The 23,667-nt window shown below is 70.1% G+C and carries 22 protein-coding genes and 5 tRNA genes; 11 read left to right on the top strand and 16 right to left on the bottom strand.

Annotated features, from left to right (window positions below; all coding sequences use genetic code 11):
- Positions 1-109: 109 nt before the first annotated feature.
- The 3 genes from ACFW9Z_RS13685 to ACFW9Z_RS13675 are packed head-to-tail and all read right to left on the bottom strand — an operon-like array spanning position 110 to position 3,079.
- On the bottom strand, positions 110-1,285 hold the full coding sequence (locus tag ACFW9Z_RS13685; protein ID WP_384639103.1) for a D-alanine--D-alanine ligase family protein: 1,176 nt from the start codon (positions 1,283-1,285) through the stop codon (positions 110-112).
- A gap of 34 nt (positions 1,286-1,319) precedes the next feature.
- Positions 1,320-2,330, bottom strand: a complete 1,011-nt coding sequence (locus tag ACFW9Z_RS13680; protein ID WP_384639100.1) for an NAD(P)H-dependent glycerol-3-phosphate dehydrogenase — start codon at positions 2,328-2,330, stop codon at positions 1,320-1,322.
- Positions 2,327-3,079, bottom strand: coding sequence for a lysophospholipid acyltransferase family protein (locus ACFW9Z_RS13675; protein WP_384639098.1), 753 nt, complete (start codon positions 3,077-3,079; stop codon positions 2,327-2,329). Before ACFW9Z_RS13675 ends, ACFW9Z_RS13680 begins: the two co-directional genes overlap by 4 nt.
- Before the next feature lie 160 nt (positions 3,080-3,239).
- Here ACFW9Z_RS13675 and cofC point away from each other — a divergent pair, with 160 nt between their 5' ends.
- Entirely contained in the window at positions 3,240-3,923 is a 684-nt protein-coding gene (gene cofC / locus ACFW9Z_RS13670) for a 2-phospho-L-lactate guanylyltransferase (protein ID WP_384639095.1), read from the top strand.
- A gap of 10 nt (positions 3,924-3,933) precedes the next feature.
- Positions 3,934-4,137 carry a hypothetical protein gene (locus ACFW9Z_RS13665; RefSeq protein WP_031124448.1) on the top strand — a complete coding sequence of 68 codons (204 nt, stop codon included), beginning with the start codon at positions 3,934-3,936 and terminating at the stop codon, positions 4,135-4,137.
- Between the two features lie 120 nt (positions 4,138-4,257).
- On the opposite strand, the gene ACFW9Z_RS13660 is transcribed toward ACFW9Z_RS13665, so the two are convergent.
- The 4 genes from ACFW9Z_RS13660 to leuC all read right to left on the bottom strand — a co-directional run bounded on the left by ACFW9Z_RS13660 (position 4,258) and on the right by leuC (position 7,421).
- Positions 4,258-4,923, bottom strand: a complete 666-nt coding sequence (locus tag ACFW9Z_RS13660) for an HU family DNA-binding protein (protein ID WP_093694851.1) — start codon at positions 4,921-4,923, stop codon at positions 4,258-4,260.
- Positions 4,924-5,065: 142 nt separating this feature from the next.
- The gene (locus ACFW9Z_RS13655; RefSeq protein WP_030569672.1) at positions 5,066-5,293 is read right to left on the bottom strand and encodes a hypothetical protein; all 228 of its coding nucleotides are present in this window, start codon (positions 5,291-5,293) and stop codon (positions 5,066-5,068) included.
- Positions 5,294-5,397: 104 nt separating this feature from the next.
- The gene (leuD, locus tag ACFW9Z_RS13650; protein ID WP_384639091.1) at positions 5,398-5,991 is read right to left on the bottom strand and encodes a 3-isopropylmalate dehydratase small subunit; all 594 of its coding nucleotides are present in this window, start codon (positions 5,989-5,991) and stop codon (positions 5,398-5,400) included.
- Between the two features lie 2 nt (positions 5,992-5,993).
- The gene (leuC, locus tag ACFW9Z_RS13645; protein WP_384639088.1) at positions 5,994-7,421 is read right to left on the bottom strand and encodes a 3-isopropylmalate dehydratase large subunit; all 1,428 of its coding nucleotides are present in this window, start codon (positions 7,419-7,421) and stop codon (positions 5,994-5,996) included.
- A 174-nt stretch (positions 7,422-7,595) separates the two neighbouring features.
- Here leuC and ndgR point away from each other — a divergent pair, with 174 nt between their 5' ends.
- On the top strand, positions 7,596-8,312 hold the full coding sequence (gene ndgR, locus ACFW9Z_RS13640; protein WP_003966003.1) for an IclR family transcriptional regulator NdgR: 717 nt from the start codon (positions 7,596-7,598) through the stop codon (positions 8,310-8,312).
- A 196-nt stretch (positions 8,313-8,508) separates the two neighbouring features.
- Here ndgR and ACFW9Z_RS13635 read toward each other — a convergent pair.
- From ACFW9Z_RS13635 to ACFW9Z_RS13595, 9 genes are all read right to left on the bottom strand, one after another.
- Positions 8,509-8,581 (bottom strand) — tRNA-Glu (locus ACFW9Z_RS13635).
- Positions 8,582-8,601: 20 nt separating this feature from the next.
- Positions 8,602-8,673 (bottom strand) — tRNA-Gln (locus tag ACFW9Z_RS13630).
- 12 nt (positions 8,674-8,685) lie between these two features.
- Positions 8,686-8,758: transfer RNA gene (locus ACFW9Z_RS13625), tRNA-Glu, on the bottom strand.
- A gap of 60 nt (positions 8,759-8,818) precedes the next feature.
- Positions 8,819-8,891: transfer RNA gene (locus tag ACFW9Z_RS13620), tRNA-Glu, on the bottom strand.
- Positions 8,892-8,928: 37 nt separating this feature from the next.
- A tRNA-Gln gene (locus tag ACFW9Z_RS13615) sits at positions 8,929-9,000 on the bottom strand.
- Between the two features lie 88 nt (positions 9,001-9,088).
- A complete protein-coding gene (locus tag ACFW9Z_RS13610) occupies positions 9,089-9,808 on the bottom strand; it encodes an HAD family hydrolase (protein ID WP_384639084.1) in 720 nt (239 codons plus the stop codon).
- A gap of 111 nt (positions 9,809-9,919) precedes the next feature.
- The gene (gene gltX / locus ACFW9Z_RS13605) at positions 9,920-11,434 is read right to left on the bottom strand and encodes a glutamate--tRNA ligase (protein WP_384639081.1); all 1,515 of its coding nucleotides are present in this window, start codon (positions 11,432-11,434) and stop codon (positions 9,920-9,922) included.
- Positions 11,427-12,212, bottom strand: coding sequence for a fumarylacetoacetate hydrolase family protein (locus ACFW9Z_RS13600; RefSeq protein ID WP_384639078.1), 786 nt, complete (start codon positions 12,210-12,212; stop codon positions 11,427-11,429). Before ACFW9Z_RS13600 ends, gltX begins: the two co-directional genes overlap by 8 nt.
- An 82-nt stretch (positions 12,213-12,294) precedes the next feature.
- Entirely contained in the window at positions 12,295-12,477 is a 183-nt protein-coding gene (locus tag ACFW9Z_RS13595) for a hypothetical protein (RefSeq protein WP_384639075.1), read from the bottom strand.
- Between the two features lie 579 nt (positions 12,478-13,056).
- Between ACFW9Z_RS13595 and ACFW9Z_RS13590 the strand changes: the two genes are divergently transcribed.
- From ACFW9Z_RS13590 to ACFW9Z_RS13555, 8 genes are all read left to right on the top strand, one after another.
- The gene (locus tag ACFW9Z_RS13590; RefSeq protein ID WP_384639073.1) at positions 13,057-16,821 is read left to right on the top strand and encodes a nitrate- and nitrite sensing domain-containing protein; all 3,765 of its coding nucleotides are present in this window, start codon (positions 13,057-13,059) and stop codon (positions 16,819-16,821) included.
- A gap of 9 nt (positions 16,822-16,830) precedes the next feature.
- A complete protein-coding gene (locus ACFW9Z_RS13585; protein WP_006127850.1) occupies positions 16,831-17,244 on the top strand; it encodes a roadblock/LC7 domain-containing protein in 414 nt (137 codons plus the stop codon).
- Between the two features lie 134 nt (positions 17,245-17,378).
- The gene (locus tag ACFW9Z_RS13580) at positions 17,379-17,786 is read left to right on the top strand and encodes a DUF742 domain-containing protein (RefSeq protein WP_015611637.1); all 408 of its coding nucleotides are present in this window, start codon (positions 17,379-17,381) and stop codon (positions 17,784-17,786) included.
- Positions 17,767-18,348, top strand: coding sequence for an ATP/GTP-binding protein (locus ACFW9Z_RS13575; protein ID WP_003966011.1), 582 nt, complete (start codon positions 17,767-17,769; stop codon positions 18,346-18,348). The genes ACFW9Z_RS13580 and ACFW9Z_RS13575 overlap by 20 nt, the downstream gene beginning before the upstream one ends.
- Before the next feature lie 362 nt (positions 18,349-18,710).
- Complete coding sequence (locus ACFW9Z_RS13570) at positions 18,711-21,953, top strand: nitrate- and nitrite sensing domain-containing protein (protein WP_384639068.1); 3,243 nt, start codon at positions 18,711-18,713, stop codon at positions 21,951-21,953.
- Positions 21,954-21,963: 10 nt separating this feature from the next.
- Entirely contained in the window at positions 21,964-22,377 is a 414-nt protein-coding gene (locus tag ACFW9Z_RS13565; protein ID WP_006127847.1) for a roadblock/LC7 domain-containing protein, read from the top strand.
- 90 nt (positions 22,378-22,467) lie between these two features.
- Positions 22,468-23,097, top strand: a complete 630-nt coding sequence (locus ACFW9Z_RS13560) for a DUF742 domain-containing protein (protein ID WP_384639065.1) — start codon at positions 22,468-22,470, stop codon at positions 23,095-23,097.
- Positions 23,078-23,659: an ATP/GTP-binding protein gene (locus ACFW9Z_RS13555; RefSeq protein WP_014048542.1), complete on the top strand. Its 582-nt coding sequence runs from the start codon at positions 23,078-23,080 to the stop codon at positions 23,657-23,659. The genes ACFW9Z_RS13560 and ACFW9Z_RS13555 overlap by 20 nt, the downstream gene beginning before the upstream one ends.
- Positions 23,660-23,667: the final 8 nt, after the last annotated feature.

Genomic DNA, 23,667 nt, shown 5'->3' with positions numbered 1-23,667 from the left:
CGCTGACGGGGCGATCGTACTGCGCCGGGGCCGCCCCCGGCCCCCGGGACGGACTGCCCCTGCCACGGGAGGCCGGGGCGACCGTCGCCGCCCCGGCCGGCCGGACGCGTCAGCGCAGTCCGGTGGAGCGGGTCAACGCGGCCTGGATCAGCCGGTCCACCAGCTCCGGGTAGCTCACGCCGCTCTCCTGCCACATGCGCGGGTACATGGAGATCGGGGTGAAGCCCGGCAGGGTGTTGATCTCGTTGATGACGAAGGTGCCGTCCTCGGTGAGGAAGAAGTCGGCGCGCACCAGGCCCTCGCAGGAGGTGGCGTCGAAGGCGGCGACGGCGAGCCGCTGGACCTCGGCGGTCTGCTCCTCGGTGAGCGGCGCGGGCACCAGACCGGCCGCCGAGTCGATGTACTTGGCCTCGAAGTCGTAGAACTCGTGCGCGGTGACCGGCGGGATCTCGGCGGGCACGCTGGCGCGCGGTCCGTCCTCGAACTCCAGCACCCCGCACTCGATCTCGCGTCCGCGCAGCAGCGACTCCACGAGGAACTTGGGGTCGTGGCGGCGGGCCTCCTCGATCGCCGCGTCGAGTCCTTCGAGGCCGTCGACCTTGGTGATGCCCATGGAGGAGCCGCCGCGGGCGGGCTTGATGAACAGCGGCCAGCCGTGCTCACCGGCGAAGTCCACGATCCGCTCGCGTACGGCGGAGGGGTCGTGGTCCCACTCGCGGGGGCGGACGACCTCGTACGGTCCGACCGGCAGCCCGAAGGAGAGGAAGACGCGCTTCATGTACTCCTTGTCCTGGCCGACGGCCGAGGCGAGGACGCCCGCGCCGACGTAGGGGACACCGGAGAGTTCCAGCAGCCCCTGGAGGGTGCCGTCCTCCCCGTACGGGCCGTGCAGCACGGGGAAGACGACGTCGACCTCGCCGAGCGCCTTGGGCACCGAGCCGGGTTCGCTGTAGAGGACCTCGCGGCTGCCCGGGTCCACCGAGAGGACCACGCTGCCCTCGGTGGACTCGGCGAGCTGGGCCACGTCGGGGACCTTGCGGTCGGTGATGGCCATGCGTTCGGGCTCGCCGGCGGTGAGCGCCCAGCGGCCGTCCGTCGTGATGCCGATCGGCAGGACGTCGTACTTCGTCCGGTCGATGGCCTTCATGACGGCGCCGGCCGTGACGACCGAGATGCCGTGTTCGGAGCTGCGGCCGCCGAACACGACGGCCACACGCGGCTTACGGCGCTGCTGCTCAGGGCTCTCGGCGCGCTCAGGGCTCTGGGGGGGGTTCTCGCTGCTCATATCGCGATGAGCGTACCTGCTGGTAGAGGAGGAGTCAGCGCCGCTCGGCCTTGGCGCTCCGCGACATCAGCTCCTTCACCGCGACGACCGGGGACTTGCCCTCGTGGACGATCGAGACGACCGTCTCCGTGATGGGCATGTCGACACCGTGGCGGCGGGCCAGGTCCAGGACCGACTGGCAGGACTTGACGCCCTCGGCGGTCTGCTTGGTGACGGCGATCGTCTCCTGGAGCGTCATGCCCCGGCCGAGGTTGGTGCCGAAGGTGTGGTTGCGCGAGAGCGGCGAGGAGCAGGTGGCCACCAGGTCGCCCAGGCCCGCGAGTCCGGAGAACGTCAGCGGGTCGGCGCCCATGGCCACGCCCAGGCGGGTGGTCTCGGCCAGGCCCCGGGTGATGAGGGAGCCCTTGGTGTTGTCGCCGAGGCCCATGCCGTCCGCGATGCCGACGGCGAGGCCGATGACGTTCTTCACGGCGCCGCCGAGCTCGCAGCCGACCACGTCGGTGTTGGTGTAGGGGCGGAAGTACGCGGTGTGGCAGGCGGCCTGGAGGCGCTGGGCGACGGACTCGTCGGCGCAGGCGACGACGGCGGCGGCGGGGCGGCGCTCGGCGATCTCCTTGGCGAGGTTGGGTCCCGAGACGACGGCGATGCGGTCGGCGGAGACCTTGGTGACGTCCGCGATGACCTCGCTCATCAGCTCGGCGGTGCCCAGCTCGACGCCCTTCATCAGGGAGACCAGGACGGTGTCCGGCTCCAGGTGCGGGGCCCAGTCGGCGAGGTTGGCGCGCAGCGTCTGGGACGGCACGACCAGGAAGGCGAACTCGGCGCCGCGCAGCGCCTCGGCGGCGTCGGTGGTGGCGCGGATGGTGCCGGGGAGCTCGATGCCCGGCAGGTAGTCCGGGTTGGTGTGCGTGGTGTTGACGGCCTCGGCGACCTCGGCGCGGCGGCCCCAGAGGGTGACCTCGCAGCCCGCGTCGGCGAGGATCACGGCGAACGCCGTACCCCATGAGCCGGTTCCGAAGACGGCTGCTTTTACGGGGTGCGTCACGTGGATCCCTTTCCCTGCGCCCTGCGCCGTTGTTCAGCACGGGCTTTGCGGTGATCGTAGAGCTCGGCGGGGGCCTTCTCCCCGCGCAGGTCCTCCAGCTCGCGGGTGATCGCGGCCATGATGACCTCGGTCGCCTGGCGCAGCACGTCGGGCGTCGGCTCGACACCGTAGAAACGGCTGAGGTCGACCGGCGGTCCGGCCTGCACCTGGAGGGTCTTGCGGGGGAACAGCCGGAACTTGTTCTCCTTGGCGTACGGCGGCATCGCGAGGTTGGCGCCCCACTGGGCGACCGGGATGACCGGCACCTTGGTCATCAGCGCGACCCGGGCGGCGCCGGTCTTGCCGGCCATCGGCCACATGTCGGGGTCGCGGGTGAGGGTGCCCTCGGGGTAGAAGGCGACGCACTCGCCGCGCTCGATGGCGTCGACGGCGGCCCGGAAGGCGTCCAGGGCGTTGGTCGTCTCGCGGTAGACGGGGATCTGGCCGGTGCCGCGCAGCATCATCCCGACGAAGGGCGTGCGGAAGAGTCCGGCCTTCGCCAGGAGCCGGGGCACGCGTCCGGTGTTGTACTGGAAGTGGCCGTAGGAGAGCGGGTCCAGATAGGAGTTGTGGTTGACGGCGGTGATGAATCCGCCGTCGGCCGGAATGTGTTCCATCCCCCGCCAGTCGCGCTTGAACAGAACCACCAATGGCGGCTTGGCGATAACCGCCGCCAGGCGGTACCAGAAGCCGATTCTGCGGCGGGACACTCGGACACCTTCCTCTAAGGACCTCGTCGGACATTGACCTGCTGTCGGCTACTGACGGTCAAGTCTCGCCCCAGGCCCCTCCTCTGTCGAGAACACCGTACGCCTCACCTTCGCCCCCGGCCCTCCGGGTTGTCGTACCGGCAGGCGAGAATAAGTCCTCATGCGTACGGAGGGGGAGATCGCCACGAACACCGATCCGGCGGGGCCCTGGTCCCTGGTCGTTCCGCTCAAACCGCTCGCACGGGCCAAGAGCCGCCTGGGGCGGGCGGCGGGCGAGCTCGCCCGGCCGCGCCTCGCGCTGGCCTTCGCCCAGGACACGGTGGCGGCGGCGCTCTCCTGTGCCCGGGTGCGGGATGTGGTGGTCGTCACGGACGACGCGGTGGCCGGGGCGGCCCTTTCGGCGCTCGGCGCGCGGATCGTGGCGGACGCGCCGGCGGCCGGGCTCAACGCCGCGCTGTCGTACGGCGCCCGCTCGGTGCGGGCTCTCGCGTCCGGCGCCCCGGTGGCCGCGCTGAACGCGGATCTGCCGGCGCTGCGCCCCACGGAATTGGCTCGGGTGCTCGATTTTGCTTCCGCTTTTCCCCGCGCATTTCTCCGGGACGCGGCGGGAATCGGAACGACATTTCTGTCCTGCGCCGGGGGTACGGAATTGCGCCCGGCTTTCGGCGGACGGTCCGCCGCCCGGCATCTGGCTTCGGGTGCGGTGGAAATACCGCTGCCCGGTACCGACTCGGTGCGCCGGGACGTGGATACGGGCGAGGACCTCACCGTGGCCCTGGCCCTCGGAGTGGGGCCGCACACGGAGCGGCTCGCTCTCACGCTGGCTCTGGCCCCGGACCGATAGGCTGCCGCCCATGCAGGCGACCTCGTACACCTACGACCCCGAGACCCGTACCGGCAGTGTGCTGCTGGACGACGGCACCCCGGTGGAGTTCGACGCCCCGGCCTTCGACGCGGGCGGCCTGCTGCTGCTGCGGCCGGGGCAGCGGGTGCGGATCGAGGGCGAGGGCACGGGTGCCGCCCTGCGGATCACGCTGGTGACGCTGCAGACGTTCTAGACCGTACGGGCGTACGAGGAGGGCGTACGGGGGTGAAGCTGCCCCGGACAGCCCGCGGGCCGGGCTCCCCCTGAGGGGAGCCCGGCCCGGCGCGTGTGAGGAACGAGCGGGTGCCCGGTCTCACTTCTTGCGTGCGGTGGCCTTCTTGGCCGTGGTGGTGCGCGCGGTGGTCTTCTTCGCGGGCGCCTTCTTCGCCGTGGCCTTCTTGGCGGGCGCGGTCTTCTTGGCCGTCGCGGTGGCCTTCTTCGCCGTCGCGGTCGCCTTCTTCGCGGCCGGGGTGGCCTTCTTCGCCGTGGCGGTCGCCTTCTTGGCGGTGGCCTTCTTGGCGGTGGCGGTGGCCTTCTTCGCCGGTGCCACGGCCTTCTTGGCGGTGGTCTTCTTCGCCGTGGCCTTCTTGGCGGCCGACTTCTTGGCGGCGGCGGCCTTCACCGTCGTACGGGCGGCGGAAGATCCGCCCGAGAGGCTGCCCTTGGGGGCCTTCTTCACGGCCACGTCGTTCTTGGGGAGCTTCTTGGAGCCGCTCACCAGGTCCTTGAACCCCTGACCCGCGCGGAAGCGGGGCACCGAGGTCTTCTTGACCCGGACGCGCTCACCCGTCTGCGGGTTGCGGGCGTACCGGGCGGGGCGGTCGACCTTCTCGAACGAGCCGAAGCCGGTGACCGAGACACGGTCCCCGGCGACAACGGCACGGACGATCGCGTCGAGTACCGCGTCGACAGCGTCCGCGGCCTGCTGACGGCCGCCGACCTTGTCGGCAATCGCTTCTACGAGCTGCGCCTTGTTCACGTCTTCCCCTTCGGAGACATTGCCAGAACGAAAGTGTTCAAGCTTTTTCGCACGTTAGGCAGATATATACCGCAAATCAAACACGAAACGGGCTAATCACCCTAGTGCCGCAACGAAGTCGACCGATGCGCAGTTCCACGTGTCAGTCACCTTCGGGGAATCGGCCCTCATCGAGGTCCTTCATCAACCGGTCCAGACGCCTTGCCGCGTCCGGGAGATCGTGCTTCGCCGCGGCCGTGACGACCAGCAGCTTCCGGGACAGCGCCATCCGTACGCCCTCCGGGACTTGCAGTGCACGCACCTTCGCGTGCGCTTCCTTCAATCGGTCGGCGACTTGGCCATAGAGCTTGAGTTGGCTGTCGCGTTCCATGCACCGATTGTGCCATCTGGGGCGAGTTGTCGCCCGAGGGGGGCTCAACAAGCGACTGCGCCCCCTGCCCGGAGGCAGGGGGCGCAGTCATGGAAAAGCGCTGCTCAGGCGTCAATTGTACGCGGTTTGTGGGTCGGCCTGGCCGCCTCGTAAGCCGCGATGTCCGCTTCGTTCTGAAGGGTGAGGCTGATGTCGTCGAGGCCGTTGAGCAGCCGCCACCGGGCGTTCTCGTCCAGCTCGAAGCCGGCCGTGATGCCCTCGGCGCGGACCTGGCGGGCCTCCAGGTCGACGGTGATCTCGGCGGTCGGGTCGGCCTCGCTCAGCTCCCACAGCGCGTCGACGACCTGCTGCTCCAGAACCACGGTGAGCAGGCCGTTCTTCAGTGAGTTGCCCCGGAAGATGTCGGCGAAGCGGGCGGAGATGACGGCCTTGAAGCCGTAGTTCTGGAGCGCCCAGACGGCGTGCTCGCGGGAGGAGCCCGTACCGAAGTCGGGACCGGCGACCAGGACCGTGGCGCCCTGCCGCTCGGGGCGGTTGAGGACGAAGTCCGGGTCCTTGCGCCAGGCTTCGAAGAGGCCGTCCTCGAACCCGTCTCGGGTGACCTTCTTCAGCCAGTGGGCGGGGATGATCTGGTCGGTGTCGACGTTGCTGCGGCGCAGCGGGACGGCCCGGCCGGTGTGTGCGGTGAAGGCTTCCATGGCTATCGGACTCCGGCGGGGGTACGGGTGTCGGACAGGTCGGCGGGCGAGGCCAGATGGCCCAGTACGGCGGTGGCGGCGGCGACCTGGGGGGAGACCAGGTGGGTCCGGCCGCCCTTGCCCTGCCGGCCTTCGAAGTTGCGGTTGGAGGTGGAGGCGGAGCGCTCGCCGGGGGCCAGCTGGTCGGGGTTCATGCCGAGGCACATCGAGCAACCCGCGTGCCGCCATTCGGCGCCGGCCCCGGTGAAGACCTTGTCCAGGCCCTCCGAGACGGCCTGGAGGGCGACCCGGACCGAGCCGGGGACGACCAGCATCCGCACGCCGTCGGCGACTTTGCGGCCGTCCAGGATGGCGGCGGCGTTGCGCAGGTCCTCGATGCGGCCGTTGGTGCACGAACCCACGAAGACGGTGTCCACGCTGATCTCGCGCAGCGGCTGCCCGGCGGTCAACCCCATGTACTCCAGGGCCTTTTCGGCGGCGTTGCGCTCCGAGGCGTCCTCGTACGAAGCGGGGTCGGGGACGTTCGCGGAGAGCGGCGCGCCCTGGCCCGGGTTGGTGCCCCAGGTGACGAACGGGGCCAGCTCGGTGGCGTCGATGACGACCTCGGCGTCGAACACCGCGTCGTCGTCGGAGCGCAGGGTCTTCCAGTAGGCGACGGCGGCGTCCCACTCCTCGCCCTTGGGGGCGGCGTCGCGGCCCTCCAGATAGGCGAAGGTGGTCTCGTCGGGGGCAATCATGCCCGCGCGGGCACCGGCCTCGATCGACATGTTGCAGATGGTCATCCGGGCCTCCATCGAGAGCTTCTCGATGGCGGAACCGCGGTATTCGAGGATGTAGCCCTGGCCGCCGCCGGTGCCGATCCGGGTGATGATGGCCAGGATCAGGTCCTTGGCGGTGACGTCCTCGGGCAGTTCGCCGTCGATCGTGATGGCCATGGTCTTCGGGCGGGCCAGCGGCAGCGTCTGGGTGGCCAGGACGTGCTCCACCTGGCTGGTGCCGATGCCGAACGCCAGCGCGCCGAACGCTCCGTGCGTGGAGGTGTGGGAGTCGCCGCAGACCACGGTGGTGCCGGGCTGGGTCAGGCCCAGCTGGGGGCCGACCACGTGGACGACGCCCTGCTCGACGTCCCCGAGCGGGTGCAGCCGGACCCCGAACTCGGCGCAGTTCTTGCGCAGGGTCTCCAGCTGGGCGCGGGAGACCGGGTCGGCGATCGGCTTGTCGATGTCGAGGGTCGGGGTGTTGTGGTCCTCGGTGGCGATGGTGAGGTCGAGGCGTCGCACCGGACGTCCGGCCTGGCGCAGACCGTCGAAGGCCTGCGGGCTGGTCACCTCGTGGAGCAGGTGCAGATCGATGAAGAGAAGGTCGGGCTCGCCCTCAGCGCGCCGGACGATGTGGTCGTCCCAGACCTTCTCCGCGAGTGTCCTACCCATCGCTTTCCCTCCGGCCGGCATCTTCGCCGGCCCAACTAGAGATTCGGTGCGCCGCCGTCCGGATCCCCGTGCGGGGCGGTGGCTGCGGGCCGTTGTGTGGCCGCCTCTACAGGTTCGCAACTTCCGCTGAAAATTGAACTTGCGTTTCACAGAGTGAGACGGGAGTATCGTCGTATGGACAACTCTAGCGGCGTCGGCGTTCTCGACAAGGCAGCTCTGGTATTGAGCGCCCTGGAGTCCGGTCCGGCCACCCTCGCCGGGCTGGTCGCGGCGACCGGGCTCGCACGGCCCACGGCCCATCGACTGGCCGTGGCACTGGAACACCACCGGATGGTGGCGAGGGACATGCAGGGCCGTTTCATCCTCGGCCCCCGGCTGTCGGAACTGGCAGCCGCGGCGGGCGAGGACCGCCTGCTGGCCACGGCCGGACCGGTGCTCACCCACCTGCGCGACATCACCGGCGAGAGCGCGCAGCTCTACCGCCGGCAGGGCGACATGCGCATCTGCGTGGCGGCGGCGGAACGGCTGTCCGGACTCCGGGACACGGTGCCGGTCGGCTCCACGCTCACCATGAAGGCGGGCTCCTCCGCCCAGATCCTGATGGCCTGGGAGGAGCCGGAGCGCCTGCACCGGGGCCTCCAGGGGGCCAGGTTCACGGCGACGGCGCTCTCCGGCGTACGGCGGCGGGGCTGGGCCCAGTCGATCGGCGAGCGGGAGCCGGGCGTCGCCTCGGTCTCGGCCCCGGTGCGCGGCCCCTCGAACCGGGTGGTCGCGGCGGTCTCGGTCTCCGGGCCGATCGAGCGGCTGACCCGCCACCCGGGCCGGATGCACGCTCAGGCGGTCATCGACTCGGCCGCCCGCCTGAGCGAGGCCCTGCGCCGCACGGGCTGACGCCCGCCCCGCCCCACTCCCCCTTGTTCCCCTTCTTGTTCCCCTTGTTCCGGAAGGCCGCCCCAGCGCCGTGGCGGCCCTTTTCTTTCCCTGCCAACAGGGCTGTGACGTAAGCAACTTGGCCTGGGGTGCCCTGACCGGGGCAAGCGAAAAGGCCCTCCACCGAAGTGAAGGGCCTTCCCGTACCGCTCTGTTGTACCCCCGACCGGATTCGAACCGGCGCTACTGCCGTGAGAGGGCAGCGTGCTAGGCCGCTACACAACGGGGGCGTGGTTACTGCTGACTTGCGCTGGGCTACCAGGACTCGAACCTAGAATGACGGTACCAGAAACCGTAGTGTTGCCAATTACACCATAGCCCATGGTGAGACAAGTACCCCCGACCGGATTCGAACCGGCGCTACTGCCGTGAGAGGGCAGCGTGCTAGGCCGCTACACAACGGGGGCCCTAGCGATCCTGCATCAAGAACGTGGGTGCGACCCAGGTGTTCTCGCGGGAAGGATCTGTACCCCCGACCGGATTCGAACCGGCGCTACTGCCGTGAGAGGGCAGCGTGCTAGGCCGCTACACAACGGGGGCTTGTCCTGCTGGATACTGCTGGTCTTGCTGTACTGCGCTGGGCTACCAGGACTCGAACCTAGAATGACGGTACCAGAAACCGTAGTGTTGCCAATTACACCATAGCCCACTGAAATGCAACCCCTGGTGGGGGCTTCACTTCTGTCTGCGCTTCCCGGCCGGATCTTCCGTCCCGCTCGGGCGGCGCAGAAAGAACATTACCCGAAGGTGTCCGGCGCTCCAAAACGGGTATCGCCCGTCAGCAGGCCGGGGAGCTGGTCGAGCCCGGTGATCGTCACGAGGTCCGGCCTCCCGCCCCTGCCCCGCCGGTCGAGCCAGATGCCGGTCAGTCCGGCGGCGACGGCCCCGCTCGCGTCGATGTCCGGCTCGTCCCCCACGTACGCCACCTCGTGCGGCTCCAGGGCGAGCGCCTCGCAGGCCGCGTGGAAGGCGCCGGGCTCCGGCTTGGAGATGCCCAGCTCCACGGCGCAGACCATCGCCTCGAAGCGGTCCCGCACGCCGAGGGCGGTCAGCTTGCGGTGCTGGTTGTGGCTGCTGGAGTTGGAGAGGATCGCGTGGCGGTAGCCGGAGGCCAGCCGGTCCAGGACCGGCAGCACGTCCGGGAAGAGCTGCCAGGCGGCCTCGTAGTGGGTCAGATGGCCGGCGAACCAGTCGTCGGCCTCGTCGTCGGTCAGGGGCCGCCCGAGGAACTCCCGCACCCGGTCCCGGCGCTGGCCGAGGAAGTCCGTCTCCCCGGCGGCGACGCGTGCCCAGTGCACGGCGGTGATGGCCTTCCAGGCGGCGAGGGCCTCGTCGACCGACACGTACGCCTCGGGCAGTCCCACGCCCTCCAGGTGGAGCCGCATACCGGTGTGGTCGGCGCCCGCGTAGTCGAAGATCGTGTCGTCGATGTCCCAGAGCACGGCGCGGATCGGCATGTACGTCACCGTAGTCGCCCGTGCGGGGCCGTGCCGGGCCGTTGGCGGGGAAAAAGCCGGGAGGGCCGCGGCCGGGTCGGCCGCGGCCCTCCTCGGGGCGTGCTCGGTCGCTTACGCGGTCAGCCTGGCCAGCGCCGCGTCAACGCGGGCCAGGCTCTTCTCGCGGCCCAGGATCTCCAGGGACTCGAAGAGCGGCAGGCCGATCGTGCGGCCGGTCACGGCGACCCGGACCGGGGCCTGGGCCTTGCCGAGCTTGAGGCCGTGGGCCTCGCCGGCGGTGAGGACGGCGTTCTTCAGGGACTCCGCGTCGCTCCAGTCCGCCGCCTCCAGGTTGGCGCGGGCCGTGGTCAGGAGGGCGGCCGGGTCGCCCTTCATCGCCTTGGCCCAGGACGCCTCGTCCTCCACCGGCTCGTCCAGGAAGAGGAAGTCGACGTTGTCGGTGATGTCGGAGAGCACCGTCACGCGGGTCTGGGCGTACGGGGCGATCCGCGTCCACTTCTCCGCGTCGAAGGCCTCCGGGGCCCAGGGCGCGAAGGGGGCCTTCAGCCAGGGGCCGCAGGCCTCGGCGAACGCCTTCTCGTCGAGCATGCGGATGTGCTCGGCGTTGATGTGCTCGGCCTTCTTGAGGTCGAAGCGGGCCGGGTTGGCGTTGACGTCCTTGATGTCGAACGCGGCGATCAGCTCGTCCACCGAGAAGATGTCGCGGTCCTCGGCGATCGACCAGCCGAGCAGCGACAGGTAGTTCAGCAGCCCCTCGGGGAGGAAGCCGCGCTCCCGGTAGAGGTTGAGGGAGGCCTGCGGGTCGCGCTTGGAGAGCTTCTTGTTGCCCTCGCCCATGACGTACGGGAGGTGGCCGAAGGCGGGGGTCTCCTTGGCGATGCCCAGCTCGATGAGCGCCCGGTACAGGGCGATCTGGCGCGGGGTGGAGGAGAGCAGGTCCTCGCCGCGCAGGACGTGGGTGATCTCCATCAGCGCGTCGTCGACCGGGTTGACCAGCGTGTAGAGCGGGGCCCCGTTGGCGCGGACGATGCCGTAGTCCGGGACGTTCTCCGGCTGGACGGTGATCTCGCCGCGGACCAGGTCGGTGAAGGTGATGGCCTCGTCGGGCATCCGGAAGCGGACGATGGAGGTGCGGCCCTCGGCCTCGTACGCGGCCTTCTGCTCGGCGGTGAGGTCGCGGCAGTGGCCGTCGTAGCCGGACGGCTTCCCGGCGGCGCGGGCGGCGTCGCGGCGGGTGTCCAGCTCCTCGGTGGTGCAGTAGCAGGCGTACGCGTACCCGGCGGCGAGCAGCTTCTCGGCGACGTCCTTGTAGAGGTCCATGCGCTGCGACTGGCGGTAGGGCGCGTGCGGGCCGCCGATCTCGGGGCCCTCGTCCCAGTCCAGGCCCAGCCAGCGCATGGAGTCGAGGAGCTGCTGGTAGGACTCCTCGGAGTCGCGCGCGGCGTCGGTGTCCTCGATCCGGAAGACCAGGGTGCCCTGGTGGTGCCGGGCGAAGGCCCAGTTGAACAGGGCCGTGCGGACCAGGCCCACATGGGGGTTGCCGGTCGGGGAGGGACAGAAACGGACGCGAGGGGGTACCCCCTGGTCGAGCGGAGCCGAGAGCTTGGGGGAGGGTGCGTTAGCCACGCTTGATCACCTTGTTGGTGAGAGTGCCGATGCCTTCGATGGTGACGGCGACCTCGTCGCCGACGTGCAGGGGTCCGACCCCTGCGGGGGTGCCTGTGAGGATCACATCGCCCGGGAGCAGCGTCATGGCCTCCGTGATGTGGACGATCAGCTCCTCGATGGAGCGGACCATGTCGCTCGTGCGGCCGAGCTGCCGCTGCTCACCGTTGACCGTCGCCTGGATGGTGAGGTCGTGCGGGTCCACGTCGGTCTCCACCCAGGGGCCCAGCGGGCAGGAGGTGTCGAAGCCCTTGGCGCGGGCCCACTGCTTCTCGCGCTGCTGCACATCGCGGGCGGTGACGTCGTTGGCGCAGGTGTAGCCGAGGACGACGTCCTTGACGCGCTCGCGCGGGACCTCGCGGCACATGCGGCCGATGACCACGGCCAGCTCGGCCTCGTGGTGCAGCTCGCTGGAGAAGGAGGGGTACTCGATCGCGTCGCCGGAGCCGATCACCGAGGTGGTGGGCTTGAAGAAGGTGATCGGTGCGTCGGGGACCTCGTGGCCGAGCTCGGCGGCGTGCTCCGCGTAGTTGCGGCCGATGGCCACGACCTTGTTGGGGAGCACGGGGGGCAGCAGCCTGACCTTGTTCAGCGGGACCTTGGTGCCCGAGAGCTCGAAGTCGGCGTACGGAATGCCCTTGATGATGTCGAGGACGAGGTCACCGGATTCCACGGTGCCCTGCCCCTCGACGGCGCCGAAGGCGACATTGCCGTCGATGGAGAACCTGGCGATGCGCACGGGATGCTGTCGCCCCTCACTTGCTGGCTGGCTGAAGACTGACGCTCCAGGCTAACGCGGTGAGGGGGGACGGCCTCGCCCATTACCGGGCAGTGGCGACGGGCGCTTCCATGAGGATGGTGCGGCGCGGGTTGGCCGTCACGGTGGGCAGGTCGGCGGCGTGCTCCGGCAGGAAGGGCGTCTGCAGCGCCTGGGCGTCCTTGAGGTGCGCCAGCGTGGTGCGCCGGGGGTTGGCAATGTTGCGGAACACAGTCGTCGTCTTCATCTGCCGTCAGGACCCTGTCGGTCGGGGCGCCACCTCGGCGGCGCCTGGTTGTCGGATTCGCCATCCCTGTAAAGCGTCAGGCTAAACATCCGATTCCCCGCCGATCGCCGGATGAGGCGACGATCATCGTGTGAGTTTCCTCACGAAGTAATGGACAATTAGCCCATTCCGGGCGGCCGATCACGGTGCAGGAAACGGACATTGCACCACTGAATCCACCATTCCGCTCCTGATCATCGCGACTGGGACACCCCCCACCCCTAAGCGACTCCTCCCCATTAGTCCGGTTTACCCACGATCACTCTCCACTGCTTGTTACTCATTCATCACAACGTGTCACCCAGGTCACAGCCCGGTACATGGGCCTTGTTGGAGATCCTGCACTGTGCTGGAATTCCACGCACCGCCGCGGGTTTCAGACCGGCGCACCGGTGGCGCAACGTAGCGCCGGGCTGCGGCGGGAGGGGGAAGTACGCCGGTCACTCAACGACCACCATGGGGCGCGTCCAGCGCCCCACGACGCCGACACCGTTCTGCCTGTCCACAGGTGGAACGCCTGGTCCAGAGGTTGCGACGCTAGTGCAGGGACGTTTCAAGAGGGATGGCAGCGCTCCGGCGGAACAGGAGCCGCGCGGCGGGACCGACCGCGGTTCCTCGCCCCAGCACGCCCAGAACCCCGGGCCGGCCGCTGCCGGCGACAACAGCGACCGTACGCAGGGCCAAGGCTCCGCGCCGAGCGGCGGAGCCGAGCCGGGCACGTCTCCCGCCTCCCGCGGCCCGGTCGACACGGGCTCGCGAATAGCGCTCCGTAACTGGCGCATCAGTACGCGACTGGTCTCGCTCCTCGCCCTCCCCGTGGTCGTGGCGACCAGCCTGGGCGGTCTGCGGATCAACGAGTCCATGACCGACATGCAGCAGCTGGAACACATGCAGCTGCTGACCCAGATGACCAAGCAGGCGACCTCGCTCGCCCAGGCGCTCCAGGTCGAGCGCGACCAGTCCGCCGGTCCGCTCTCCAACGGCTCCAAGGCGACCGACTACAAGGTCTCCCAGCCCCGCGAGAAGACCGACCGGGCCAAGGACGCGTTCCTGGACGCGACCAACGACATCGGCGACTTCGAGGGCGACGACGCGCTGGAGAGCATCCACGCGAGCGTCGCCCAGATCGCCTCGCAGCTCGGCGACATCCGGTCGATCCGCAAGTCGGCGTACGAGAAGGACGCACCGTCCCTCAACACGATCGACCAGTACAGCCAGCTGATCACCTCGCTGCTCAGCCTGTCCCAGGACATGGCCCAGGCGACCAGCAACCCGGACATGATCAAGCGGACCCGAGCCCTGGCGGCGTTCTCCTCCGCCAAGGAGTACGCCTCGATCCAGCGGGCCATCATCGCGGCCGCACTGCCCGGTGGTTCGGTCAAGGAACCGCACCTCAACGAGAACGACAAGCAGTTCGGCTCCAACGCGCTCGACAAGGAGACCCGGGCCATCAGCTCGTTCAAGTCGATCTACGGATCGACCGGGGAGAGCGCGGTGGACCTGATGGCTCCGCTGGACAACGGGAACAACCCCGAGATCAACGCGGCGAACATGTACGCCAAGCACATCCTCGACACCCCGAACGGGATCGACGGGGCCCGGGTGCGTTCGTACATGGACTGGTACGACCAGAGCTCCACCAAGATCGACGCGATGAAGACGATCGAGACCACCCTCCTGAGCGACATGGAGGCCAAGGCCCGCGAGCTGCGCGAGGCCTCGCAGCGCGACGCGGTCATCAACGGTGCGGTCATCTTCCTGGTGCTCGGTGTCTCGCTCGTCGGCGCCTTCGTGGTGGCCCGCTCGATGATCCGCTCGCTGCGCCGCCTCCAGGACACCGCCACCCGGGTCGCCCAGGACCGGCTGCCCGAGCTCGTCAAGCAGCTCTCCGAGACCGACCCGCAGGACGTCGACACCTCCGTCGAGTCGGTCGGTGTGCACTCCCGGGACGAGATCGGCCAGGTGGCCGCGGCCTTCGACGACGTGCACCGCGAGGCCGTCCGCCTCGCCGCCGAGCAGGCGCTCCTCCGAGGGAACGTCAACGCGATGTTCACCAACCTCTCGCGCCGTTCGCAGGGCCTCATCCAGCGTCAGCTCTCGCTCATCTCCGAGCTGGAGTCGCGCGAGGCCGACCCGGACCAGCTCTCCTCGCTCTTCAAGCTCGACCACCTCGCGACCCGTATGCGCCGTAACGGTGAGAACCTCCTCGTCCTCGCGGGTGAGGAGCCGGGCCGCCGGTGGACCCGCCCCGTCCCGCTGGTCGACGTGCTCCGTGCCGCCGCCTCCGAGGTGGAGCAGTACGAGCGCATCGAACTCTCCGCGGTGCCCGCCACCGAGGTCGCGGGCCGGGTCGTCAACGACCTCGTGCACCTCCTCGCCGAGCTGCTGGAGAACGCCACGTCGTTCTCCTCGCCGCAGACGAAGGTCAAGGTCACCGGTCACGCCCTGCCCGACGGCCGCGTGCTGGTCGAGATCCACGACACCGGTATCGGCCTCTCCCCCGAGGACCTCGCGGCGATCAACGAGCGGCTCGCGCAGCCGCCCACCGTGGACGTCTCGGTCTCCCGCCGCATGGGTCTGTTCGTGGTCGGCCGGCTGTCGCTGCGTCACGGCATCCGCATCCAGCTGCGCCCCTCCGACTCCGGCGGCACGACCGCACTGGTCATGCTCCCCGTCGATGTCGCCCACGGCGGCAAGCAGCCCCCGTCCAAGCAGGGCCCCGGCCAGCAGCCCGGCGGCGCCCCCGGCGGCCTCCTCGCCGGAAACGGCAACGGCGGCGCGGCGGGCGGCCAGCGTCCCGGCATCGGCGGCGGTCCGGGCGGCCCCGGCTCCAAGAGCCTCGGCTCCGGCCCCGGCGCCCAGCGCGGCCAGGTCGGTGCGGGCTCCGGTCCGCGCGCCGCCCTCCCCGCCCGGGACAACGCCCCGGGCCGCCCGCAGGGCCAGCAGAACGGCCCCCAGGGCAACGCCCCCCAGGGCCAGGGCCAGCCGGGCAACGGCAACCCGAGCCAGGGCTTCCCGGGCCAGGAGCCGCAGCGCCAGAGCGGCAGCCTCTCCGGAGCCTTCGGCAACGGCGCCCGGCTCGGCGCCCGCGGCGGCCAGGGCGAGGCCCCCGGCCGTACGGAGCCGGGTCAGCCCAACCTGTTCGGTCACGGCGCGCCGGCCTCCCCGGGGCAGAACGGCCGTACGGGCCAGTTCACGCCGCCGAACCAGCAGGGCCGCCCCCAGCAGGGTCAGCAGAACCAGCAGGCCCCCGGTGCGCCGCAGCCCCAGCAGGCCCGGCACCAGCAGAACGGCCCCGGCGACCAGGGCGGCTTCCAGCAGCCCGGCGGCCCCGGCCGTCAGCTGCCGCCGACCGGCGGCCCCCGGGCCGAGCTGCCCGGCGGCTCCCCGCAGCAGCGCCCGCAGGCCGCCAACTGGGGCGCCGACGCCCCGCGCGGCCACGAGGAGCACGAAGCGACCGGCCAGTTCGCCCGGCCCACCGGCCAGGACCCGGCCTTCAGCACCCCCGAGGGCCAGCAGAACCAGCGGCCGTCGGGCGACCACCAGGACCCCGGCGCGACCTCCCAGTTCGCCCGTCCGGACTTCTCGGCACCGCAGGCCCCCCAGGGCCCGTACCAGCAGCAGGGCCAGGACCCGGCGAGCACCGCCCAGTTCGCGCGGCCCGACTTCAGCGCCCCGTACCAGCAGAACCAGGGCCAGGGGCTCCCCGCGCCGCGTCAGCGCGGCGGGGAGGAGAACGGCATCGGTGACCGGCGTCCGCCGGTCCCCCCGGCGGGTGAGGCTCCGCGCCGCCCCGCGCTGCCCCAGCAGCCGGAGGCCCTGCCGCCGGCCGGTCCCGGGGACGGCCGTACGCCGCTGTACGACACCCTGGAGACCAACTGGTTCCACGGTCCGGGCCAGGGCGGTCAGGCGGCCGCCGAGCCGCAGGCACCGGCCGCTCCGGAGCCCACCGGCGTGCCCGTTCCGCCCATGCCCCAGCGTGGTGCGGCCGACACGGCGGTCACCAGCTCCTGGCGTGCCTCGCCCAACGACGAGCTCGTACGTCAGGCCGAGCGGGTCAAGAAGCCGGCCGCCGGCGGGGTCACCACTTCCGGGCTGCCCCGCCGTGTTCCCCGCGCCAATTTGGTTCCGGGGACCGCTCAGCAGCAGAATCACCAGTCCGGACCTCAGGTTTCGCGTGCGCCCGATGACGTACGCGGTCGTCTGACCAATCTCCGCCGGGGCATCCAGCAGGGACGGCAGGCCAACAACGGCCCGTCGACCGGCAGTATCCATCTCGGCCCCACTCACCAGCAGGAGCGTTAGTTGAGCCCCATGAGTCAGGCCGCGCAGAATCTGAACTGGCTGATCACCAACTTCGTGGACAACACCCCAGGGGTGTCCCACACGGTGGTGGTCTCCGCGGATGGCCTGCTGCTGGCGATGTCCGAAGGTTTCCCGCGCGACCGCGCCGACCAGCTGGCGGCCGTCGCCTCCGGTCTGACGTCGCTGACCGCGGGTGCCTCCCGGATCTTCGAGGGCGGCGCCGTCAGCCAGACCGTTGTGGAGATGGAGCGCGGGTTCCTCTTCCTGATGTCCATCTCCGACGGTTCGTCCCTCGCCGTCCTCGCCCACCCGGACGCCGACATCGGTCTGGTCGGGTACGAAATGGCCCTCCTGGTCGACCGTGCGGGCACCGTCCTCACGCCCGACCTCCGCGCCGAGCTCCAGGGCAGTCTGCTCCACTAGGCGGCCATGCAGCGGATTCGCGACACAATCCCCCCAGGTAACGCCCACAACCCTCACCCGTCCGGCCGCCAGAGACCCCCCACCGGCCCCTTCAGACGGCAAGCCGAGACCCTGCTGTCACGCCCGGAGGATTCATGACCCCGCCACCCGCCTCACCCGATCCGTACGGCGCACTGCACCACGCGTCGTACGACGAGGGAGGCGACCAGCCGCTGGTTCGTCCTTACGCCATGACCGGCGGCCGGACCCGGCCGCGCTACCAGCTCGCGATAGAGGCACTGGTCAGCACCACCGCGGACCCGGCGCATCTGGGGACGCTGCTCCCCGAGCACCAGCGGATCTGCCACCTGTGCCGCGAGGTCAAGTCGGTGGCCGAGGTCTCCGCGCTGCTGTCGATGCCGCTCGGCGTCGCCCGCATCCTCGTGGCGGACCTGGCGGAAGCCGGCATGGTGGCCATCCACCAGCCGGGCAATGGAGAGGCCGGCGGCGCGCCGGATGTGACACTGCTCGAAAGGGTGCTCAGTGGACTTCGCAAGCTCTAGCGGCGGTACGGGCCGCGCCACCACCTCGGCCAAGATCGTGGTGGCGGGCGGCTTCGGCGTGGGCAAGACCACGTTCGTCGGGGCCGTTTCGGAGATCAACCCGCTGCGCACCGAAGCCGTGATGACGTCCGCGTCCGCGGGCATCGACGATCTGACCCACACCGGGGACAAGACCACCACGACGGTGGCCATGGACTTCGGCCGCATCACGCTCGACCAGGACCTGATCCTGTACCTCTTCGGCACACCCGGCCAGGACCGCTTCTGGTTCATGTGGGACGACCTGGTCCGCGGCGCCATCGGCGCCGTCGTCCTCGTCGACACCCGCCGCCTCGCCGACTGCTTCCCCGCCGTCGACTACTTCGAAAACAGCGGCCTCCCCTTCGTCATCGCCCTCAACGGCTTCGACGGACACCAGCCCTACACCCCCGACGAGGTACGCGAAGCGCTCCAGATCGGGCCCGACGCACCCATCATCACGACGGACGCCCGGCATCGTGCGGATGCCAAGAGCGGTCTGATCACCCTGGTCGAGCACGCTCTGATGGCACGACTGAAGTAGTCCCGACCAGTAGCCGTAAGTCGTTTTCGTCATACGGAAGTTGCTGTAGTCACGCGGGGGCGGCCTGTGTCGTTTGACACGATCCGCCCCCGTGTTCATAACGTTTCGACAGAGAATTGCCCCCGCGCCACCACCCGATGCATCCACCTGGTGCCGCTGCGCTCACCTGAGCCCCGCCTTTTGACGGGGCTCGCTCTTTATGCCCGTTTTATCTGAGGCGTGGACCACTCGGAATGATCGATTCCGAGTGTTTGGAACCGGGCCCGTCCCCGTGCTGCAATTCGACGAACTCCCGAGTAGTACGGCCCTGAACGAATAATCCGGCACAACGTAGGTGCCGACGCCGAGAGGTTGTTGGTCGAGTGAGGCGAAGCAACGAGGGCTCCGCGGCGCAGCCCGAGCGGGGCAACTTCACCCCGCCGTCGCACGCTGCGGCATCGCCTGCACAGGCGCCCGAACCGGAGCCGGCCCCGGGCGGCAGTGCCAGCCGGTTCGCCCCGCGCAACTGGCGGGTGGCCACCCGGCTGAACGCGATCCTCCTGGTTCCCGTCCTGGTCGGTCTGGTCATGGGCGGCTTCCAGGTGAAGGGCTCCATCGACACCTGGAGCGAGGCCCAGGAGGCCGAGAAGATCGCGCGCGTCGTGCGCGCCGCGTCGGACTACGGGCAGGCGCTCCTCAACGAGCGTGACCTCACCGCCCAGCCGCTGCTCTCCGGCGACCGGGACGCCGACATCGTCGAGGAGTCCCGGGCCACCACGGACGAGGCGCGCGCCGCCTTCGACACCGCGGTGAAGGACATGCCCGCCAAGCCGGGCCTGGAGCGCCGTCTCAAGCTCTTCAAGAGCGAGGAGCCCACGCTCCCCGAGCTCCGCAAGGCCGCTTACTCGCAGGCGCTGGACCCGGTGAAGACCGAAGAGGGCTACACCCAGGTCCAGCACTCGCTGATGCAGTTCGCCAACGAGCTCGGCCTCGGCACCGGCAACGTGACCAGCTACGGCCGTACCGTCTACGCGATCGAGCTGTCCAAGGCTGCAGAATCGCTTCAGCGCTCGATCGGCATGCACCTGCTGGTGCGCCCGAGCAAGAAGCCCGAGGTCTACAGCGAGCAGGTCAAGGCTTTCGGCTCGTACAACTACCTGGAGCAGATCGCCCTCGCCGAGTTCAACGCCGGTGGCACCCAGGCCGATGTGGACCGCCTCAAGCAGGTCATGAGCGGCAAGGCCGCCGAGGGCACCCGGAAGCTCAAGGCCGCCCGGGAGCAGGCCGAGGCCGCGGGCCAGGACTTCGTGGCGCCGCCGAGCATCGACGGTTCGGTCTTCGACGGCATGGTCCAGGAGATCGGCCAGGGGCAGACCCCCGAGGAGCTGGCAAAGAAGGGCATCACCCCCGAGACCTGGATGGCCGCCGCCACCGCGAAGTTCGAGGGGTACGCGACCGTCGAGAAGGATCTCGTCGACAAGGCCGTGAACGAGGCCGCGAAGATCTCCTCCGACGCCAAGTCCGACGCCATCGTCAACGGCCTGATCGTCGTCATCGCGCTGCTGGCCGCGTTCGTCCTGGCCGGGCTCATGGCCCGCCAGATGAGCCGCTCGATGCGTCAGCTCCGTACCGCCGCCTTCGGCATCGCCGAGCAACGGCTGCCCTCCCTCGTCGACCAGCTCTCGCGCACCGACCCGGGCCGGGTCGACACCCGGGTGCAGCCGATCCCGATCACCACCCAGGACGAGATCGGCGAGGTCGCCCGCGCCTTCGACCAGGTGCACCGCGAGGCCGTCCGGCTCGCCGCCGAGCAGGCCCTGCTCCGGGGCAACGTCAACGCGATCTTCACCAACCTCTCGCGCCGCAACCAGTCGCTCATCGAGGGCCAGCTGACCCTCATCACCGACCTGGAGAACAACGAGGCCGACCCGGACCAGCTGGAGAGCCTGTTCAAGCTGGACCACCTGGCCACCCGTATGCGGCGCAACGGCGAGAACCTTCTCGTCCTCTCCGGCGAGGACCCCGGCCGCCGCTGGGACCAGCCGGTGCCGCTGGTCGACGTGCTGCGCGCCGCCTCCTCCGAGGTGGAGTCGTACGAGCGCATCGAGCTCTCCGGCGTCCCCGACGCCGAGATCCACGGCCGGGCCGTCACCGACCTCGTGCACCTGCTGGCCGAGCTGCTGGAGAACGCCACCACGTTCTCCTCGCCCCAGACCAAGGTGCGGGTCACCGCGACCCGGCTGCCCGACGGCCGCGTCATGGTCGAGATCCACGACAAGGGCATCGGCCTCACCGCCGAGGACTTCGCCGACATCAACCACAAGCTGGCCAACCCGCCGACCGTGGACGCCGCGGTCTCCCAGCGCATGGGCCTGTTCGTGGTCGGCCGGCTCGCCGACCGGCACGGCATCCGGGTCCAGCTGCGCCCCTCGGGCGAGCAGGCCGGGACCACCTCGCTGGTCATGCTCCCGGACCCCATCACCCACGGTGGCGGTGGCGAATCCCAGGACGGGCCCGACGACTTCACCGTCTCCTCGATCATCCCCGAGCAGCAGAACGCCTTCGAACCGGCGCCGCAGCACGGCCAGATGCGTACGGCGGCGGAGCTCGGCTTCGACGACTCGCGCTACGAGGTCCCGGCGGACCCGAGCCAGCTGGACCCGGTCAACCGTTCGCTGATGCGCGAGGAGCGCAGGGCGGCCCTGGAGGCCCAGACCGGCCCCGGCGGCGCCCCGGAGCAGCAGGGCTACGGCCAGGACCCGTACGCGCCGCAGGAGCCGTACACCGGGCAGGACCAGTACGCCGGGCAGCAGCAGGGTTACGCACCGGAGTCCTACGGCCAGGACCCGTACGGCCAGGACACCGGCCAGCAGGCCCAGGCCCCGTACGCCGGCTCCTACGAGCAGCAGCAGTACGGCACCGAGGACGGCTACCCCCAGCAGCAGAACGGGGCGGAACCGCAGGCTCAGGGGAACTACGCGGAAGCGGCATATGCCGCTCCGGAGAACCCCCAGGACGCGTACGCCACCGAGGGGTACGCTGCCCCGGCGGACCGGTCCCACCAGGACGACTGGCCTGTTCAGAGCGGTTCGCAGAACACTTTCGAGCCGGTTCCGCAGCCGGAGCCGGAATCCGTTCCGAGCGCTCCCGCCCCGGCGCAGGAGCGCGTAGGCTTCGACCGTCCGGGAGCCACCACCCCGAACGTCGGCCACGAGCTGACCGAGGCCGGTCTTCCGCGCCGCGGTGGTGCGCAGCACTGGCAGCCGGGCGGCGGCGAACGGCCCGCTCCGGTTCCGCAGCGCCTGCCGCAGCGGGAACCGCGGCAGGCCCCGCAGACGGACGGGGACGGCACCGACGACTGGCGCTCGACGAACGACGAGCGCTGGGAGCGGGCCGAAAAGCTCCGTGAGCCGAAGGCGGGCGGAATCACCCCCTCCGGTCTCCCCCGGCGCGTGCCCAAGGCCAACCTGGTCGAGGGCACGGCGGAGCAGACCCAGCAGGGCGGCCCACAGGTCTCCCGCGCCCCCGAGGACGTCCGCGGCAGGTTGAGCAACCTGCGGCGGGGAGTCCTGAGGGGACGCAGCGCGGGGTCGGACACCAGTACCACCTACAACCAGGAGCGTTAGTGTGAGCCCGATGAGCCAGGCGGCGCAGAATCTCAACTGGTTGATCACCAACTTCGTGGACAACACCCCCGGGGTGTCGCACACGGTGGTGGTCTCCGCCGACGGACTCCTGCTGGCCATGTCCGAAGGATTCCCGCGCGACCGCGCCGACCAGCTGGCGGCCGTCGCCTCCGGTCTGACGTCGCTGACCGCGGGCGCCTCCCGGATCTTCGAGGGCGGGGCGGTGAACCAGACCGTTGTGGAGATGGAGAGGGGATTTCTCTTCATCATGTCCATCTCGGACGGGTCCTCCCTCGCCGTTCTCGCCCACCCGGACGCCGATATCGGTCTGGTCGGGTACGAAATGGCACTTCTGGTCGACCGCGCGGGCAGTGTCCTGACCCCGGATCTCCGCGCCGAACTTCAGGGAAGTCTTCTCAACTAGGAGAGAGACAGTGCGTTTCGCGCCACCGCGCCATAAGGTGCGGTGGCGCGGCCCCACTGGGATCGGCGACCGGCAGTCGGAGGAGGAAACGTGGCAGCACCCACAGGCGGACACCCATACGAGGGTGAGCAGAGGGTTCCGGGTGAGCACGGTGACAACCGTTTCGGCTTCCCCGCCGCATCCGGCGGTCAGGGCCCGGGGCACCCTTATCAGCCATACCAGCAGCCTCAGCAGCACCAGGGCGGCCATGGCGCGCAGGGGTCCGAGTGGCCCCCGCAGCAGCCTGGGTCGGCATGGCCCCAGCAACAGCAGCCGCAGCAGCCCCGGGCGCAGCAGCCGCAGCAGCGGCGGGCTCCCGAGCCCGCCAAGCCCGCCGCGCACAATCCGCTGGTCCGTCCGTACGCCATGACCGGCGGCCGGACCCGGCCGCGGTACCAGCTCGCCATCGAGGCGCTGGTCAGCACCACGGCCGATCCGTCCCGGCTGCAAGGGCAGTTGCCCGAGCACCAGCGGATCTGCCGGCTCTGCATCGAGATCAAGTCGGTCGCCGAGGTTTCGGCCCTTCTCTCGATCCCCCTCGGCGTTGCCCGAATCCTCGTCGCCGACCTGGCCGAGGCCGGACTCGTCGCTATCCATCAGCCCGGCGGCGACGAGGCCGCCGGCGGCCAGCCAGATGTGACACTGCTCGAAAGGGTGCTCAGTGGACTTCGCAAGCTCTAGCGGCGGAGCGGCCCGCTCCACTACCTCGGCGAAGATCGTGGTGGCAGGGGGCTTCGGCGTGGGTAAGACCACGTTTGTCGGTGCCGTTTCGGAGATCAACCCGCTGCGCACCGAAGCCGTGATGACGTCCGCGTCCGCGGGCATCGACGATCTGACCCACACCGGGGACAAGACCACCACGACGGTGGCCATGGACTTCGGCCGCATCACGCTCGACCAGGACCTGATCCTGTACCTCTTCGGCACACCCGGCCAGGACCGCTTCTGGTTCATGTGGGACGACCTGGTCCGCGGCGCCATCGGCGCCGTCGTCCTCGTCGACACCCGCCGCCTCGCCGACTGCTTCCCCGCCGTCGACTACTTCGAGAACAGCGGCCTCCCCTTCGTCATCGCCCTCAACGGCTTCGACGGACACCAGCCCTACACCCCCGACGAGGTGCGTGAGGCACTCCAGATCGGGCCGGACACCCCGATCCTGACGACGGACGCCCGCCACCGCGCCGACGCCAAGAGCGCGCTCATCACGCTGGTCGAGCACGCCCTGATGGCGCGCCTGCGCTAGCGGCTCCC

Origin of the sequence: Streptomyces sp. NPDC059452 (assembly GCF_042750035.1) — a bacterium.
Classification (GTDB): Bacteria; Actinomycetota; Actinomycetes; order Streptomycetales; family Streptomycetaceae; genus Streptomyces.
The sequence above is the reverse complement of the archived record's forward strand: the minus strand, read 5'-3'. Positions and strand labels throughout refer to the sequence as shown.